General features: G+C 30.6%; 16 protein-coding genes. 2 read left to right on the top strand and 14 right to left on the bottom strand.

Going from position 1 to position 18,865, the window contains the following annotated elements; genetic code table 11:
• The 14 genes from VJY32_RS00345 to glgA form a co-directional block, all read right to left on the bottom strand.
• Entirely contained in the window at nt 1-1,188 is a 1,188-nt protein-coding gene (locus VJY32_RS00345) for a quinol:cytochrome C oxidoreductase (protein ID WP_353675884.1), read from the bottom strand.
• On the bottom strand, nt 1,185-2,324 hold the full coding sequence (locus tag VJY32_RS00340; protein ID WP_353675883.1) for a quinol:electron acceptor oxidoreductase subunit ActD: 1,140 nt from the start codon (nt 2,322-2,324) through the stop codon (nt 1,185-1,187). Before VJY32_RS00340 ends, VJY32_RS00345 begins: the two co-directional genes overlap by 4 nt.
• A gap of 15 nt (nt 2,325-2,339) precedes the next feature.
• Entirely contained in the window at nt 2,340-3,710 is a 1,371-nt protein-coding gene (gene nrfD, locus VJY32_RS00335) for an NrfD/PsrC family molybdoenzyme membrane anchor subunit (RefSeq protein WP_353675882.1), read from the bottom strand.
• Entirely contained in the window at nt 3,707-6,757 is a 3,051-nt protein-coding gene (locus tag VJY32_RS00330) for a 4Fe-4S dicluster domain-containing protein (protein WP_353675881.1), read from the bottom strand. Before VJY32_RS00330 ends, nrfD begins: the two co-directional genes overlap by 4 nt.
• Nucleotides 6,758-6,759: 2 nt before the next feature.
• Entirely contained in the window at nt 6,760-6,927 is a 168-nt protein-coding gene (locus tag VJY32_RS00325; RefSeq protein ID WP_353675880.1) for a hypothetical protein, read from the bottom strand.
• 12 nt (nt 6,928-6,939) lie between these two features.
• Nucleotides 6,940-7,509 (bottom strand): cytochrome c3 family protein, encoded by a 570-nt coding sequence (locus VJY32_RS00320; RefSeq protein WP_353675879.1) that lies wholly within the window; start codon nt 7,507-7,509, stop codon nt 6,940-6,942.
• Nucleotides 7,510-7,635: 126 nt separating this feature from the next.
• A complete protein-coding gene (locus VJY32_RS00315) occupies nt 7,636-8,616 on the bottom strand; it encodes a polyprenyl synthetase family protein (RefSeq protein WP_353675878.1) in 981 nt (326 codons plus the stop codon).
• Entirely contained in the window at nt 8,613-9,368 is a 756-nt protein-coding gene (tatC, locus tag VJY32_RS00310) for a twin-arginine translocase subunit TatC (protein WP_353675877.1), read from the bottom strand. The genes VJY32_RS00315 and tatC overlap by 4 nt, the downstream gene beginning before the upstream one ends.
• A 7-nt stretch (nt 9,369-9,375) precedes the next feature.
• Nucleotides 9,376-10,677: a serine hydroxymethyltransferase gene (glyA, locus tag VJY32_RS00305; RefSeq protein WP_353675876.1), complete on the bottom strand. Its 1,302-nt coding sequence runs from the start codon at nt 10,675-10,677 to the stop codon at nt 9,376-9,378.
• 18 nt (nt 10,678-10,695) lie between these two features.
• Nucleotides 10,696-11,928 carry a tetratricopeptide repeat protein gene (locus VJY32_RS00300; protein ID WP_353675875.1) on the bottom strand — a complete coding sequence of 411 codons (1,233 nt, stop codon included), beginning with the start codon at nt 11,926-11,928 and terminating at the stop codon, nt 10,696-10,698.
• Between the two features lie 21 nt (nt 11,929-11,949).
• Nucleotides 11,950-13,191: a BamG family beta-barrel-assembly machinery protein gene (bamG, locus tag VJY32_RS00295; protein ID WP_353675874.1), complete on the bottom strand. Its 1,242-nt coding sequence runs from the start codon at nt 13,189-13,191 to the stop codon at nt 11,950-11,952.
• Nucleotides 13,192-13,196: 5 nt separating this feature from the next.
• Nucleotides 13,197-14,396 carry a DNRLRE domain-containing protein gene (locus VJY32_RS00290; protein WP_353675873.1) on the bottom strand — a complete coding sequence of 400 codons (1,200 nt, stop codon included), beginning with the start codon at nt 14,394-14,396 and terminating at the stop codon, nt 13,197-13,199.
• Complete coding sequence (locus tag VJY32_RS00285) at nt 14,397-14,972, bottom strand: D-glycero-alpha-D-manno-heptose-1,7-bisphosphate 7-phosphatase (RefSeq protein ID WP_353675872.1); 576 nt, start codon at nt 14,970-14,972, stop codon at nt 14,397-14,399.
• Entirely contained in the window at nt 14,972-16,465 is a 1,494-nt protein-coding gene (gene glgA / locus VJY32_RS00280; protein WP_353675871.1) for a glycogen synthase GlgA, read from the bottom strand. The genes VJY32_RS00285 and glgA overlap by 1 nt, the downstream gene beginning before the upstream one ends.
• Before the next feature lie 124 nt (nt 16,466-16,589).
• Between glgA and hutI the strand changes: the two genes are divergently transcribed.
• Together hutI and ftcD are read left to right on the top strand one after the other, a co-directional pair.
• The gene (hutI, locus tag VJY32_RS00275) at nt 16,590-17,834 is read left to right on the top strand and encodes an imidazolonepropionase (RefSeq protein WP_353675870.1); all 1,245 of its coding nucleotides are present in this window, start codon (nt 16,590-16,592) and stop codon (nt 17,832-17,834) included.
• Between the two features lie 7 nt (nt 17,835-17,841).
• Entirely contained in the window at nt 17,842-18,861 is a 1,020-nt protein-coding gene (ftcD, locus tag VJY32_RS00270) for a glutamate formimidoyltransferase (protein WP_353675869.1), read from the top strand.
• Nucleotides 18,862-18,865 lie beyond the last annotated feature (4 nt).

Here is an 18,865-nt window from a genome sequence, read left to right as displayed (position 1 = left end):
CTATAATCTGAAATCTATTCCTCGTTTAAGTTTGGGGTCACCTACTGGTATTAAATTATATTTATTTGATAGTTTATAGATTACTGTAATTAAAATTCCAATTGCAAATAATATAAATGCAATTTCATTCCAGCTAAATACAAAACTAACTTTACTATAATTTGGAATTGATAACCAATACAAATCATAATAATGAGCAAATAAAATCCAGCCTGCCATAAACAACAATCTCTTAGGATTCATTTTTGACGGTTGAGATAGTAATCCAAAATATGGAACAATAAAGTGAACAAAAATTAACCCGATGCTAATAAATTTCCAGTTGCCTTCCCATCTATTCAAAAACCAGATTGTTTCTTCGGGCAGATTTGCATACCAGATTAGTAAATATTGAGAAAATGCTATGTATGCCCAGAAGTTTACAAATGCAAATAACAATGCACCTAAACTATAATAATGGTCTTCTTTTAATCCTTCAATCAAATATCCATTTTCATTTAATAAAACTATAGCAATAGTGCCTGCTGAAAGTGCCGCAAGAACAGTTCCTGCAAAATAATAAACTCCAAATATTGTAGAATACCAGTGAGGTTCTAGACTCATTAACCAATCAATAGCTGTAAATGTTATTGTAATAGCAAAAAAAGGCATAAAAGCTGCAGAGAATTTTATATTATTTTTAGTTAATATTTGTTCTTTTGTATAATCTTGCTTAATAGAATTTTTAAATAATATTAAATAAAAGAGAATCCAGATTAACAAAAAAATAATTACACGGATAATAAAAAATTGAACATTGAGATATGGAGCTTTACTTTTTAATAATTCATCAACTTTGAGAACTTCTGGATGCAACCAATGAAAAATATTATTCATATTAAATAGAAGTGGCAATACAATAATTGGCAAAAAGATTAATATGCTTGAAAGAAATTCTGGTATTCTTCTAAATGGAACACTCCATACAGCTCCCGAAAGATATTCTATGCTAATTAAAAATAAAGAACCAACTCCAATACTTGCTAAAAATAGAAATAAGATAATATTATTATAAGAACTTCTCAGTGGATTTTCGTAATAGCTCAAAATTATTCCCAATAAGCCAATAGCCATTAAGAATATTCCAATATTGAAAACTTTAGATGGTAATTTCTTTTTTTGATATTGCAATTCGGTATTTGAACTCATTGCAAATCTGTCTCCTTAGCATTTAATGACCTTTGTAATACTCTGATATAATGGATCACTGCCCACCTTTCATCAACAGTTAATTGAGATGAATAAGGCGGCATAATATTTTGTCCTTCAGTAATTACATGAAAAATTCTTCCATCTGACCATGTTCGAACTTTTTCAGAATGTAAAGATGGTGGATTTGGAAATTGTCCTCTTAATCTGCTATCCCCCTCTCCATGATAACCATGACACGGGCTGCAAAATGTATCATACTTTTTTTGCCCTAATTCTAAGATTGATTTAGTAACTGGCAAAGGATTAACAAGATATTTTCCTGCTTCTTCCGGTTGATTTTTATAAGCATATGGTAAATAATTTCTTGCAACAGTTCCTTCAACTGGCATTCGCATTCCAAATCCATCACCAAAAAATGATGACTTCTGCTGTGGATTTAATTTATGTTGTTCCATCATCCAGTTAAATGGAACCATATACAATAATTTATTCAATGTAAAATATGTTACTCCTGAGGTAATAATTCCTGAAAGTAAAAGAAATAATAGAAATTTCGGTTCAAGAATTTTAGGATTAGCTTTTAATTCTTCAATGTCAAAATAGATAGGAAATATTTCAATAGCACCGGCTTCTTTGAAAAATTTTTCTACAGAATTTTCTTCAAATTTCTCATCTTCAGATAAGATTACAATTCCATATTTATCCGAAGAAACTTTTTTCATATAATTAGTATCATTAAGTGGATGTGCATTATAAGGGAATTTAAAGAAAATAAAAAGCATTGTAATAACTGTAGCAATTGATGCAGATAGTACTGTAACTTCAAATATTACAGGAATATAAGCTGGAAATGAAAAAAATGGTTTGCCACCAATTATCAGCGGATAGTCATAAGCTGATATCCAATAAGTTAACAACAATGCTGATAAAGCTCCTGTAAGACCAAATATTAGTGCAAAATAACCAAGCTTTGAAGGCTTCAAATTCATTGCTTTAGGCATACCATGGATTGGATATGGAGTATGGACATCAAATTTTTCATATCCATTTGCTTTTACTTTTTTTGCTGCAATGATTACATCATCAGCAGTATTAAATATTCCTGCATATCCATATAAAATCTTCTCTTTCATTTATAAAATCCTTAATTACTCAATATTATGATGAGATGGTTGAGAACCTTCTACAACTGCTTTGACTTCTGCAATTGATACAACTGGCAACGCTTTAGTAAATAAAAGTATCCATGTAAAGAAAAATCCAAAGCTTCCAATTAAAATCATAAAATCGACAATTGTTGGAGTAAAATGTCCCCAGCTTGATTGTAAATAATCACGTGATAGTGAAGTAACAACAATTACGAATCTTTCAAACCACATTCCAACATTAACAAGAACTGCAATAATAAACATTACAGGGATAGACCTTCTAATTTTTTTGAACCAGAATAATTGTGGTGATAAGACATTGCATGTTACCATTATCCAGTAAGCCCATGCATAAGGACCGAAAGCTCTATTTATAAAAGTAAATTGTTCAGCTTGAATTCCACTATACCAAGCAATAAAAAATTCCATTGAATAAGCATAGCCAACCATTGAACCAGTAACAAGAATTATCTTATTCATTTTTTCAAGTGTATCAATAGTTATAATTTTTTCATAGTTGAATATTTTTCTTATAAAAATCAATACATTTTGAACCATTGCAAAACCAGAAAATACAGCTCCAGCAACAAAGTATGGAGGGAATATTGTCGTATGCCATCCTGGCATAATTGAAACTGCAAAATCAAAACTAACAATTGTATGAACAGATAGAACCAGCGGAGTAGCAAAACCAGCAAGAATCAAATAAACCATTTCATAGTGCTGCCAATGTCTATTAGAAAAACGCCAACCCAAACTAAAAATAGAGTAAATAATTTTTTTAATTTTATTCGATGTTCTTTCTCGAAGTGTCGCAAAATCCGGTATCAATCCAACATACCAGAAAATTAAAGAAACTGTAAAATAGGTTGAAACCGCAAAAACATCCCACAAAAGTGGTGACATAAAATTTACCCAGATTGAATGTTGATTAGGATATGGGAACAAGTATCCAGCCAACCATGGACGACCTGTATGAATTAGTGGGAATATTGCAGCTGTCATAACTGCGAATATTGTCATGCCTTCTGCAAATCGTGCTATTCCAGTTCTCCATTTCTGCCTAAATAAAAATAATATTGCAGATATTAAAGTCCCTGCGTGCCCAATACCAACCCAAAAAACAAAATTTACAATTCCAAATCCCCAGCCCACAGGTGTATTGTTTCCCCATGTTCCAATACCATAATAAAATGTTAATCCCAATCCAACAACAAATAAAGCAAGCATTGATAAAGTAATTGAGAGAGCAATATAAAATTTTCTGTCAGGTTTAGTCTCAAGAGGTTTTGATATTAAATCATCCAGCTCTCGCAAAGCTGGTTTACCTTCAATTACTGATAATTCCTGTGTATAATCAAATGCACTCACTCAATTTCCTCCGAATGGATGTTTCTTAATTTTGCTATGTAAGTAACATTAGGTTTGATATTTAATTCTTCCAGTACATAGTAGGATAAATTATGATTTCGAAGTTTAGATATTTCAGAATCAGGGTCATTCATATCACCAAAAATGATTGCATTAGAAGGACATGCCTGTTGACACGCTGTAACAACATCATTCCCTTTAATTTCTCTTCCTTCTTTAATTGCATTAGAACGAGCTTCCATAATTCTTTGAATACAAAAAGTACATTTTTCCATCACTCCTCTTGAACGCACTGTAACTTCTGGATTATTAACAAGTGATGTTAATTCATTTTCGTAATATGCGTTTTGAAAATGGTCTCTAAAATTATAGAAATTAAATCTTCTTACTTTGTATGGACAGTTATTTGAACAATACCTCGTTCCGACACATCTATTATAGACCATTTGATTTAATCCATCAGGACTATGATTTGTTGCACTTACTGGACAAACATTTTCACAAGGTGCATTGTCACAATGCTGACACAACATCGGTTGATTGCTTACAATTGGTTCTTCTTCTGTTCCTGAATAATACCGATCAATTCTAATCCATTGCATTTCTCTGCTTCTTTCAACCTGATCTTTACCAACTACTGGAATATTATTTTCAACATTACATGAAGCTACACATGCATTACATGCAGTACATTTATTTAAATCAATAGCCATTGCCCACTTAACACCAGAAAATTTGTGTTCCCTTGTAATGCTGAATAAGTCATGTTTTTCTTTATGTAAGAAATGAGGTTCTTTTTGATACTTAACTATCGTTCCTTCCTGAATTATTTTTCTAATTCTATGAAAATCTTTAACAAATTTATCATCTAAAGAATGGTGTTCCTGTGTGGCTGCTAAGATATGTTTACCATTTGATTTTTTTATTTTAGCATTAGTATAAATAAATGGTGAACCAGTAAAGTTTTTTGACATTAAATTAACTGCATTAAATCCAACATCTTTACCTACTTCTCCAACTACTTTTCTTCCGTATCCTAATTCAATATGAATTGTATCGTCGTTCATTCCAGGCTGAATAAATACAGGCAAAACTAATTTTCTATTTTCAACTTCTATTTCTACTAAATCATTCATTTCAAGATTTAATTTACTAGCTGTCTTTTTAGATATGGCTGCGTAATTATCCCATGTTACTTTTGTGACAGGGTGAGGTAATTCCTGAAGCCAGCCATTGTTCGAAAATTTACCATCGCCTATAAAATAATTTTGAGTAAGATGAACCACATAATCACTTTTTATAACTTCATTCTTTATATAATTAATTGATTCTGTTTTAAATTGAGGTATTTTATTTTCTTCGCTAATTAATACAACACCATCATGCAAAGCAGAATACCAGAATGTTTTAAAATCAACTGATGTTTTTAGTTTACTATAAATTTCAGCTTCAAAATTTTTCATTAAATAATTATGATAAATTTTATCATCGTAAATTTCATTTTCATAAATCCAGTTAAGAAGAACAGCTTCTTTTTGTCTTGTATTAAAAATTGGTGAAATAACTGGCTGCATTAAACTATAAATTCCGTTTCTTGCATTTGCATCTCCCCAGCTTTCTAATTGATTATTTATTGGCAAAATGTAATTACTTAAAGAAGAAGTTTCGTTATGACTTTCTGTTAACGAAATAACTGTTTTAACTTTTTTTATTGATTCGTCATAACCAAAATCTTTTGGGAAATGAAATACAGGATTTGAATCAAAATGAATTACTACATCAACTTCACCGCTATTCATTAAATCAATTAACTGAAGAATTTCTTCCTGAGTAGAATTTTCATATTGTTTTTTAAATGATATGGAATAATCATAAAGTTTATTATTACCCAGAATTTCATTTAATAAATTAACAGCAATATGAACATCTTCTGGTAAAGTTTCTCCTGCATAAACAATTGATTTACCTCTATTATTATTCAAATCATTTATGAGATTGTTTAATTTTTCTTGGTGAATGTTGAAATTATTAATCGAGTAATTTTGAAATTTTTTTATAGCAGTTTTATCTAAATTAATGGCTGAACCATATTTAATTAATTCATTTATCAAGCTCATCACAAATTCAAATTGTCGATGAGGTGAGATTCGCAATCTGTAATCAGCCATCATACCTGTAATTGTCATTCGGCTTTCAGCTGCATATAGTCTATTGTAATTAAGGCTTTTAATGACATCGCGTTTTGAAGTAAACTTAATTGTGTTTTCAATAAAATTTCCTTCATTGCCTAAAAAGTCAGAGTCTATACTTAATACTACTTCAGCTTCATTCCATTTTATAGAGGGGTATTCATGTGTGCCGTAACTTTTAAGCCACGCGTTTCTTCTTTGATTATCATTAAATAAATCATATGAAATTATTATTGTGTTGATGTATTTTTTCTTAAACTCTTCAAGAACTTTTTTAGCAGTTGGTGAAATTATTGTATTTGTTATAATTGCAACTTTTTTGTTATTCCTGATAGAATTTTTTAGAACACCTATGATTTCTTTGTCAATGGATTCCCAGTTTAGTTTTTTATTTTTCTTTAATGGCTCTCTCAATCTTTCCGGGTCATATAAATTCAATATGCTTGCCTGGCCTTTTGCACAAATTTTTCCTTTATTTATCGGATGATCTGGATTCCCATCAATTTTGATTGGTCTTCCTTCTCTTGTTTTAATTAATATTCCACATGCATTAGAGCAATATGAACAAGTAGAAGCATAATAATTTGGTATTCCTGGTAAAATTTCTTCTGGACGTTTATTGTATGGAACTATTTCACCTTTGTCTCGATAATCAGAGCAGGCAGCAGTTGCAAAAGCAGTTGATGCAGACAATAATGCTAAAAATTTTCTACGAGATACTTTAGAAAGTTTAAATAAATCAAAATCTTCTTTTACACTTTCAGGAAATTCATCCGAACCACTAACTAATTTTTCTTTCATCCTTTCATTATTATTTTTTGACATGTTGCTATTAAAATTCAATAAGTGGTCATCCATAATTAAACCTTATTATTTCTTTTAATTGCGAGAGGATTAATTTTAATACTAAGTTTTTTATTGTTTTTTTTATTATGGTTTTTTAATGGAATAATCTGGCTTAACATAACTCCAATTGTTGCTATACCAGTGATTATAAAAAACTTTTTTCTTGAATATTTATTAGCCATAATTCCTCTAAATTATCTATGACATGCAAAACAATTTTCTGGACCTTTTTGAACGTTTTTAAGATAAGGCAAATTATCGTGAGGATTTCTATGACAATCAAGACATGCAGCCATTGTAAATTGTCTCACCTGAGAAATTACTTCCATATTTTTTACATCACCGTGACAGCTTTCGCATTTTATTCCTTTATTCACATGAACACTATGGTTAAAGTATGCATAGTCAGGAACTTTATGTATTCTTCTCCAGGGAATTAATTTACCGTTATTATAATAATTCGTCAGCTTAATAATCTCTGGCCTATCTTTTCTTGCTACTGTATGACAGTTCATGCACACATTTACAGAAGGTATTAATGCATTGCGTGATTTTTCAACGCCGATGTGACAATATTCACAGTCAATTGCCATATCACCTGCATGAAGTTTATGAGAAAATTTAATTGGCTGTTCAGGTGAATATCCAAGTCCATCTCGCTCTGGTCTTGATATGTAGTAAGTTAAAATGAAACTTAGTACAATAATAAATAATGTTATTGGTAACCTGATTTTTAGAGTATAATCGAGAATTGCTCTTTTCATTTAACCATATTATTTAATTGGATACGCAGTATAATTATCTAATTTAAGTATCTAAAGATAACAAATGATATTTTATCTCACAAAGTTCAATTAATATAAAAAATTTTTTTTCGACAGGGATGAAAACTAATTTTTTCTATTAACTACAAACTCTACAAGATTAATTAAAGATTCTTTTGCCTCGGAGGATTCAAATATTTCAAGTGAGTTAATTGCTTTCTGAGCATATTCTTTTGAAACTTTTTCAGAATAATCGATTCCATCGTATTTTTTAACAAATTCGATAACATCATGTATATCTAATTTTTTTCCGCCTTTCTTTATTATCTTTAAAATTTTATCTGATTCAAAATTATTAGATTTACTCAATGCATGAATCAAAGGTAATGTTAGTTTTTTTTCTCGAATGTCTCCGCCGAGAGGTTTACCAATTAATTTTGACTTACCAACATAATCAAGAATATCATCACGAATTTGAAATGCTATACCAAGATTTTCACCAAATTGTTTTAGTGCTTCAATTTTTAATTTATCTTCAGTTGCTGCACGTGCCCCAATTTCACAGCATGTTGATATAAGTGAAGCAGTTTTGTCTGAAATTATCTTAAAATATGTTTCTTCATCGTTGTCAAGTTTTCTTGTTTTACTTATTTGAAGAAGTTCTCCTTCAGACATTCTTCTCACAGTTTGTGTAATTACTTCAAGAAAGTCAAAATCTTTTGAATCAATTGCAAGCATCAAACCTTTAGCCAGTAAGTAATCTCCCATCAAAACTGCGATTTTATTTTTCCAAATTGCATTAATTGATGGGAAATATCTTCTTGTTTCTGCATTATCCACCACATCATCATGAACAAGAGTTGCAGTATGAAGAAGCTCAACTAATCCTGCCCCTCTATAACTTCTTTCATTTATACCACCTGAAATTTTACTGGATAAAAGCACAAGAATTGGTCTTATCTTTTTCCCCTTTTGTTTAAGCAAATAGCGGGTAATTAAATCAACAATTCCAATTTTTGATTTAATTGAATTTCGAAATAGCTTATTAAATTCTTCTAATTCAGGTTCGATGACTTGTGTAATTTTTGAAAGCGAATTTAGATTCAATTTTTTTTCTGGAAAATTTTTGAAACTAAAATACTTATTTCATATAAGAAAACCAATGGTATGGCAAGTATTACCTGAGAAACCGGGTCAGTTCCTGGTGTTAATATTGCAGCAAGAATCATAATTGCTACAATTGCATGACGTCGATATTTTTTCATAAAACCTGGATTTAGAATTCCAATCTTTGTTAAGAAAAATGAAAGCATTGGTAATTCAAAGACCAATCCTGCGCCTAAAATCACACTCAGCACAATTGAGAAGTATTCATTAATTGCAAAATTGTTTTCGATTGATGGTGAACCAAATTGTGCAGCAAACTTTAATGCGAGTGGAAGCATTACAAAGTAAGCAAAAATTACACCGCAGATAAAACAGAATGTTGTAAATATTACTATTGAAGTAATATATTTTTTTTCTTTTTCTTTTAATGCAGGAGAAATAAACTTCCAGATTTGATAAACAACATTTGGGAAGCTCAGGATTAAACCTATAATAATTGCAACTTCAAAATAAAGGAAAATTTGTCCAAAAGGTTTCAGATTCTGAAGTTTAATATTTGCTTCTTTTGCAGGAAGAAGTAAAACTTTGTCAACAAAAAAATCAATGAAAATCCAAGCAACAATAGTTCCTACAACAATGCCAATTAAAGAATTAATAATTCTCCATCTTAATTCCTCGAGATGCTCGAGGAAAGTCATTTCAACTTCTTCAGATTGGTTTTCTTCGGTAAGTAATTTTTCTTCTTTACTCACACAACACTTAATTTATTTGTAACTCTGGATACAATGGAAATTTTGAACACAATTCTGCTACTTCTTTTTTAATAGAATTTAATTGTTGTTCGTTATCAACATTTTTAATTGCTCTATCAATAAAAGATGCAATTAATTTCATTTCACTTTCTTTCATTCCTCTTGTTGTAACAGCTGGAGTGCCAATTCTAATTCCACTTGTAACAAAAGGACTCTTTGTGTCAAATGGAATCATATTTTTATTGACTGTAATTCCTGCGAGACCCAATGCAGTTTCTGCTTTCTTACCGCTTATATCTTTGTTTGAAAGGTCAATTAACATCAAATGATTATCTGTTCCACCAGAAACCACATTGTACCCAAGATTAGTTAATTCTTCTGCAAGTGTTTTTGCATTTTTAATTATTTGTTTTGCATAATCAGTAAAAGAATCCTGCAGAGCTTCTCCAAATGCTACAGCTTTTGCCATAATAATGTGCATTAAAGGTCCACCCTGAATCCCGGGCATAACAATTCCATCAATTACTTCTGACATCATTTTTAATCTGTCACCTTTTGGCGTTTTTATACCGAGAGGATTTTCTTTATCCTTTCCAATTAAAATTACTCCACCACGAGGACCGCGTAATGTTTTATGAGTTGTTGATGTTACAATGTCACAATATGGCAATGGATTATTTAATAAACCTTTTGCGATTAAACCAGCTGGGTGTGCCATATCGCACATTAAAAATGCTCCAACCTTATCAGCAATTTCTCTAAACTTAGCATAATCCCAATCCCTTGAATATGCGCTTGCACCGGTTATAATTAATTTGGGTTTTTCTTTTTTGGCTATATCTTCAATTAAATTATAATCTAGCAGTTTGGTTTCCTTGCTTAGGGTGTATGGAATTGAATGGTAAATTTGTCCTGAAAAATTAACTAGTGAACCATGCGTTAAGTGTCCACCGTGGTCAAGACTTAAGCCTAAAATTTTATCACCAGGTTTGAGTAATGCCATATAAACAGCCATATTTGCTTGTGAACCGCTATGAGGCTGAACATTCACATATTCAGCACCGAACAATTTTTTCAGTCTCTCACGAGCAAGGTTTTCTGCCATGTCAACGAATTCGCATCCGCCGTAATATCTTTTGCCTGGATAACCTTCTGCATATTTATTTGTTAGAACGGAACCAGCTGCACTTAATACTGCCAGACTCACAAAATTTTCAGAGGCTATTAATTCAAGATTATATGCTTGACGATTAATTTCTAATTTTACTATCTCAAGTATTTGTGGGTCCTGATTCAAATATTGTAACATAAAATTTCCTTTGAATAATTATGGAACCTGTACGCTTTTCCCTATCCAGGAATAGCAGTCGCCTTCTATTTTTATTGTGTCACCTGATTTTAATTTCCTGAAGAAATAATCTTCTTTTGTAGGAATTGAATTTTGAAGTGCTTTTACTCTTTCAGCTGCTATAGTTGAATATTGTCCATTCATAGATGCAGCTTTTCTGTAAGTATTTACTGCAAGTAAATAAACACATTTGGCCATGAAATCAAATTCACAACCACGAGCTGCCTGTTCATATAACTGAGCTTCGATTAATACAGGATAATCCCAATTGGGGTCAATACTCATTGCTTTTTGTAAGAATGATCTTGATACAGAAAGTTGATCCATTTTCTTGTAAATAAGAGCAAGATTCACATAATTTTCTTTTCCATCAGGCTGAAGGTCAATTAATTTTCTGTAAGCTTTTATTGCTTTATCATTTTGTTCTAATTTATCATACACACTTGCTAATTGTTTCCAGTAATTAATGACATCAGGAGCCTTTGTAGTTAAAAATTCCAATGGTTCTATTGCTTTTTCATACTCCTGTGCACGTATACATGTAGCTGCATATTTCCAGGCTTTTTCAAGATTATCTTTATCTAAGTCCCATGACTTCTTTGTTATTTCTACAAGTTCATTAATATTTTCTGCAATTGATTCAAGCTTTTGAATCCAGATTGGATTATCAGGTTCAGCCTCAGATAATTTTGAATATAAATCCAGTGCTTTTAGCTTATAATCGTTTGACTCAGAAGCATTAGCTAAGTATAAAAGTCCTAATCTATCTTTATAAAATGCAGGGAGATTCGGGTCTTTTTCAATTGCTTGCTCATATAATGGAATAATATTTTCTGCTTTATCATTTATCCACACTTCTTTTACATAAGCTTTACGAGCTAAATAATAACCTTCAAGCTGAGGTTCATATTGAATTGCCTTATCATAAAAATAAAGAATCGTGTCATTTAGCTTTTTTTTCTGTTCATCAGATACTTTTGCACTGTCATGCAGATACCATAATGTCTCTTCCATTTTTGGAAATAACTTGAACTTAATAAAATTTGTTGGGTCGCTATTAATTACTTTCCACCCATATGGTTCTGCACTAACATAATCTTTATTTTTATGATACTCATAAAATAATGAGAAGTTTGCCATTACATCATTCTGGGCAAACATTGAAGTAACATTAATTAATAAAAGTGCTGCTAAATATTTTACTTTTTTCAATTTTGAATCTCCTATATTTTTTCATCTTTCTTGTCTAATAAACCAAATTTCGCCAAGACTTAATGTAATAGAAAATTTATAAATGTTTTCTTTTAGTAAATTATTTGCTGTAGTTCCTCTTTTTCCAAATTGAAAAGCGATATCAATTGTGCTTTCTAAACCAAGTGGTAATGAAAAACCTGTGTAAACAGCAATCATATCAATACTCTTATTGTTAATATGATACTGTGTTTTTTCGTAACTTAAACCTCCTCTTAACTTTACCTGTTCCCAGTATGAGTGTGACCTGAGTTCTGATTTGCGATATTCTACACCCAAACTTAATTTCTGCAAATTCTTAAGTTCATTTATATGTTTATTGTCTTTTGTTAGTTGATTAAATGGTTGATAAAGATAATCAGCTACGATAAGATAATCAGATAATTGCAAAGATAATCCAGCTCCAAATCTATAAGGCAGTTTTGTTGTAATTTTTCCTGAGGAATTGCTCAGAGTTCCAATAATTGTTGTTGAATTATTTACTGTATCAGCATCAATTGTAGATTTGCTTGAGAAAGTAATTCCGATTCTTAAATCCTTCGTGTCATTCAATTTAATTAATTGTGCTAAGTTGCTCGATATTAATCCAACTGTAAAACCAATTCCACTGTAACTATATTCATCAGAAAATGAACCATCTCGATAAGTTGAACTACTGTTAAATTCAATCGAAGATTTATGTGTAATTTTTCCAAGATAATAATCGAAAGAAGCCCCTAAAGCAAAATCAAATGGAAGTTTATAAGATAAACCAATAAATGCTTTTGATAATCCACCTTTCCCACTGTAAGTAAGTTTATATGAACCTGTCAAATCATTGTTTTCTTCTGTTGTTACATCATAATCAACATTAGAGAACGGTAATAATCCTGCAGTTAAGCTCACTCCATACTGATGGTCTATTGGAAATCCAATCAAAAAACCTGTAAAAATTGTTTGTGAATAGAAAACAGAATTGGAATTAGATGATATATTATTGCCGTGATAAATTATTCCGGTTTCTACTCGTGTTAATCTTAATTTAGACCAGCTTGCAGGGTTCAGGAAGTTAAGATAATCATAATCAATAGATGCTATCCCTAATTCTCCCATTCCCATTCTTCGAGCTGAATATGAATAATAAAAATCTCCAAGACCAAATCTCGAATAAATTGACCCACCTGAAGCAAAAATTATATCAGGCAAGATGATAATTAGAAGAATATATTTTCTAAATTTTTTCATTGTGTTCAATTATTTTTTAAGTAATAAATTTTTAATCTAGGACGCAATAGTTCTGATTGTTTACTACCAGATATCCAGATTCTTGCTACTGAAGATTTTTCATCTGCAAGTGATAATTCCAGACCATGATTTTCTTCCTTCCCGCTTACCCATTTTTGAACCATCCATGAAATATCGCCGCTAAATACATTCCCGCTTCGACTTAATATTGCATAATAAGAACTATCTGAGGTATAACTTTTACTTACGCTGTCTTTTAATACCTTTACAACAATCGAATCTGAAGAGGGATTTCCATCAATACTCTTTAATGAATCCACACTAAGTTCTAAAGTTGCTTTACTAATTACAATATTGGAAGGGAGCATTGATAAATCGAAAAACAAATAACCTTTATACCCCATTCCTCCTTCGAGCACAATATCATCAGGAGAATAAATTTCTGTTCCATTTATAACATGAATATCCATGTATGGCGAAACAAGTATAGTATCTTTGAAAACAGAAGGCTGTTCTAAAACAATATATAAAGTTGGCACATCAGGATCATTTGTAAGCTGATAACCCTTAAATCCTAATAGTCTTTGAGTGGCGGATGTTGGTTTGAAAAGTAAACCATAATTTTTAGGAGCTATAGTTGAGTCAACAGAATATTTAAGCCATTCAAAAACAGCATTAGGGACTAAATTAAATTTTACCAGTGTATCAGTAATGCTGCGTGAGTAAGAAACATCATTAGCATCATAATCTAATATTTTCAAACTGTCATAATTAAATGCATCTGAGCCCCACTGTTTTCTTACTTGATGGACAGTAAAATCAAATGGCAAATTTTTTTCTCCTAAAGAATATTTAACTTTCATATCCATCCATGTTTCTGCTATTTGAAGTTTATTGTCTTTGATTTTAGTTACAAGAGAATCAGCAAGATAAATTTGAAAACTCAATAATATATAAGATTCTATATATGAGTTTTTTCCAAGAATTAATATATCAGAAACTCCAAGAGTAATTTTTTTTCTAAATGTATTTGAACTTAATTTTACATTTTCTTTTTGTGTATCGAATTCATTTAATTTGATTTTATTTACATCCTGTAAAAGTTCAGAGCCAACAGAGGTAGGGTCGTTATTGCAGGCAGCTAATAATATTGTCAGGATTATAAAAAGAGAAATTTGTTTATATATTACTAAAAAATTTTTCAATTAATTTTCCTCCGCAAAAGATTGAAATATATAATTGCTAACTTCATAAAAATCGTTGGCTACAAAATTGGGCTTTTTACCTTGATTAATCAAGTTAGATATTTCTTCATCATTTAATGTTGTGCGTAATAAAATTGTTTTCACATTTGCATTAATGCCTGCTTCGACATCAGAACCTCTGTCGCCAATCATAAATGATTTAGTTAAATCAATATCATGTTCTTCGGCTGCTTTTAGAATCATAGCTGGGGATGGTTTTCTGCAGTTGGCTTTTTCTGGAGGATCATATTCTGGATGATATGGACAATAATAAATTGCATCAATTGTTACACCTTCTTTTTGAAGAAGTTCTTTTATTTTCTTATTAACAGCTTCAACATCTTCAATTGTCATTAATCCTTTTGATACTCCGGCTTGATTTGAAACTACGATTATCTTAAAGCCAAAGTGCTCTTTTAGTTTCCTTAAATTCTCTGCTACTCCCTTTAACAATATAACATCATCAGGATTTTTAATGTATCCTGAATCGTGATTTATTGTTCCATCTCTATCTAAAAATAAAGCTGGCTTTAGCATTAGTTTTTTTCGGTGAGTTTTTTGTAAAGTTCAATGTATTTTTTAGCTGAATTTAACCATGAAAAATCAGATTTCATTCCATTCTTCATCAAAGTTTTCCAGGCTTCTTTATCATTGGTAAATATTTTTATTGCTTTTTTAATTTCAGATATCATCGCACCTGCAGTATATTTTTCAAAGACAAATCCATTACCTGAACCATTTTTTTCATTATATGGTTGAATTGTATCTGCAAGACCTCCGGTTTTATGAACTATAGGAACTGTTCCATAAACAAGACTATACATTTGATTCAAACCGCATGGTTCATATCTCGAAGGAATTAAAAACATATCACTGCCTGCTTCAATTAAATGTGCAAGGTCTTCATCAAATCCTATAAAACATGAAAATTTATCAGAATATTTTGAAGCCATATTCATAAAAAATTTATTATACTTTTTATCACCAGTTCCAAGCAAAACGAGATGAATATCAAGATTCATTAATTGAGTAAAAGCATCTTCAAGTAAATCCATTCCCTTATCTTCTGTTAATCTTGATATCAAGCCAATTACTGGGAGATTTTCATCATACTTAAAATTAAAATTCTCCGCCAAAGCTTTTTTATTTTCTTTTTTGCTGTCAATATTTCTTAATGAATATTGTTTGGGAATTTTTTTATCAACCTGCGGATTCCACAATGAAGTATCAATTCCATTGATTATTCCGTATACATCTTTTTTTCTTTTAGCAAGAATTTCGTGTAATCCAGCACTGAATTCTTTTTCTGTGCATAATTCTTTTGCATAAGTTTCACTTACCGTATTTATCATATCTGCAAACATCAAGCCCGTTTTCAAAAAATTTAATTTCCCTTCATGAAATACTCCCTTTTCACTTGCAAGCTCTTCAGGTAAGGAAGTTTTTGCAAAAGCTTCTTTTGGAAAAATTCCTTGATAAGACATGTTATGAATTGTGAATAGGGTTTTAACCGAAGCATACTGCGGGTCATTTTTGTACATTGTTTTCAAATATGCAGGAATTAATCCACATTGCCAGTCGTTACAATGAATAATGTCAGGTGTCCAGCCTAATTTTGTAATAAGTTCAAAAGCTGCTCTTGCAAATAAAATAAATCTTTCGTCGTTATCCGAATAATCTTCGCCTGTAAGCGGGTCTGAATACAAACTATGACGACTTCCAAAATATTCAGGATTATCAAGAAAATAAATCTGAACTCTAACTTTAGGACCAATTAAAAATGAAGACCTCAAAGAAAATATTACTTCTTTTTCACCAATATTAATCTTGATATCTTTTAATCTTACTACTTCATGAATTTTGTACTTTCTTTCATCAATTGCTCCATATTTAGGAACAATAAGTCTGACATCATGACCTAATTCCTGTAATTTTTGAGGTAGTGCCGAAGAAACATCCGCCAAACCGCCAGTTTTGATGAATGGAACAACTTCAGATGTGGCAAAGAGAATTCTATACTTTGATGGCATTTTTAGATAATCCTTGCATTTTTAGTATCGAAAAATACGAAATTAATAATGTCTTAACAAAAAGATTAGAAATTAAGGTTTCGAATTGTCTATTTTTAATATGCTAATAAGAAAAAATTATGTTATGAGAAAATTAATAAAAAATCCTGCTCTAATTATAACTGTTGATACAAATGGCAAAAATTTTAAGCGCGGAAAAGAACTAAGTAACATCTCGGTCTTAACGAACCATTCTATTCTAATTGAAAATGGAATTATTAAAGATTTAGTTCCAAACTCATCGCTTAATAAAATTTCTGCAGATGAAGTAATTGATGTAAAAGATAAAATTGTTCTGCCAGGTTTAGTTGAATGTCATACACATGCAGCATTTGCCGGTTCTCGTTCAATTGAATTTTTTCAAAGATTAAAAGGTGCAAGCTATGAAGAAATTCTGCAAAATGGCGGTGGTATAATTTCTACAGTTCAGTCAGTTAGAAATTCATCTTATGATGAATTGATAAATTTGCTTCAGCCAAAAATTGATAACTTTATTTCACAAGGTATTACTACTCTGGAAATTAAAAGCGGCTATGGATTAAGTTATTATGATGAAATTAAATTACTTCAGGTAATTAATCATTTTAAAAAGTTCTATAAGATTGATATTATCCCAACATTTTTAGGTGCTCATGTATTTCCTTTAGAGTATAAAAACGACCACGAAGGTTACCTGAATTTGTTAACTGATGAGTTACTTCCCTACATAATCAAAAATAATTTATCTGAATTTGTTGACATTTATTGTGAAAGCTCGGCTTTCAATCTAAAAGAAACTGAATTAATAATTTCAAAAGCAAAAAAGCTTAATTACAAAATTAGAATTCACACAAATCAATTTAATAGTATTGGAGGCATTCAACTTGCAATTAAACATAAAGTATTATCTGTAGACCATCTTGAAGTAATTAATGAAAATGAAATAAATGATTTAGCTGAAAGTGAAACTGTTGCTGTTTTATTGCCAGGTGCATCTTTTTTCTCAAACACAAATTATGCCCCTGCAAGAAGTTTAATTGATAAAAATGCAATTGTAGCATTATCTACTGATTATAATCCTGGAACTTCAAATATCATAAATTTACATTTGATTATGAGTCTTGCAGCAATTTATATGAAAATGACTGCAGAAGAAATTATTTCTTCTGTAACCATTAATGCTGCAAAAGCACTCAGCATGGACCAAATTACAGGTAGCATCGAAATTAATAAGCTAGCTGATTTTGCTATTTTTGATGTTAAAGATTATAAAGATATTATTTATAATATTGGACAAAATTTAACTTTAATGACTATTAAGAAAGGAGAAATAATTTATCAAAAAACCTGAGGACAAAATGAAAATCATTGAGTGCGTTCCAAATTTCAGCGAAGGTAGAAATGAAAATACTTTTAATGAAATTCGAAATGCAATTGCTGATACTCCAGATGTTAAATTACTAAATCTTGAACCTGATGCAGATTATAATCGAGTTGTTGTAACAATGGCAGGAAACGAAAACGGAATTCTTAATGGTGCAATAAATGTCTGCAAAGCAGCTGCAAAAAACATAGACATGCGTTACCATAAAGGAGAACATCCACGAATAGGAGCCATTGATGTTGTACCATTTGTTCCAGTTTCAAATGTTACAATGGAAGAGTGTGTAAAAATATCAGAACAATTTGCTGAAATAATTTCTCGTGAGTTGAATGTTCCAGTTTATTTATATGAATATTCGGCTCGCAAACCTGAAAGAAAAAGTCTTTCTAATATCAGACAGGGAGAATATGAGGGACTTGAAGAAAAATTAAAAAATCCAGAATGGATACCAGATTATGGTGAACCAATTTTTAATCCAAAACTTGGTGCAATTGTAACAGGTGCAAGATTCTTTTTAATTGCTTATAATGTTAATATTAAATCAAACGACATAAGATTTGCTAAAGAAATTAGTGAACTGCTGCGTGAAAGCGGTTATCCCAAGCGTGATGAATTTGGGAACATAATCAAAATTAATGGCAAAACAGTAAGAGTTCCTGGAAGATTAAAAGAAGTAAAAGCTATGGGAGTTTTTCTTGAAAAATATAATATAACTCAGGTTTCAATGAATTTAACAAACTATCTTGTTACCCCAATTTATACAGCTTACGAAGAAGTAAAAAAAGAAGCTGCCAAACTTGGTGTAGAAGTTTGCGGAAGTGAAATTGTAGGATTGGTTCCATTAAAAGCAATCTTAGAAGCAGGTAGATTTTATACAAATAATAAAGAATCCGATGAAACAAAATTAATTGAAGCGGCAATTGAAAATCTTGGATTAAATTCTTTGAATAAATTTAAACCCGAAGAAAAAATTATTGAATACATGATTAACTAAATAA

It is taken from the genome of Rosettibacter primus (assembly GCF_036860675.1).
In the GTDB taxonomy this organism is placed as follows: Bacteria; Bacteroidota; Ignavibacteria; order Ignavibacteriales; family Melioribacteraceae; genus Rosettibacter; species Rosettibacter primus.
This window is presented reverse-complemented; position numbering and strand designations above follow the sequence as displayed.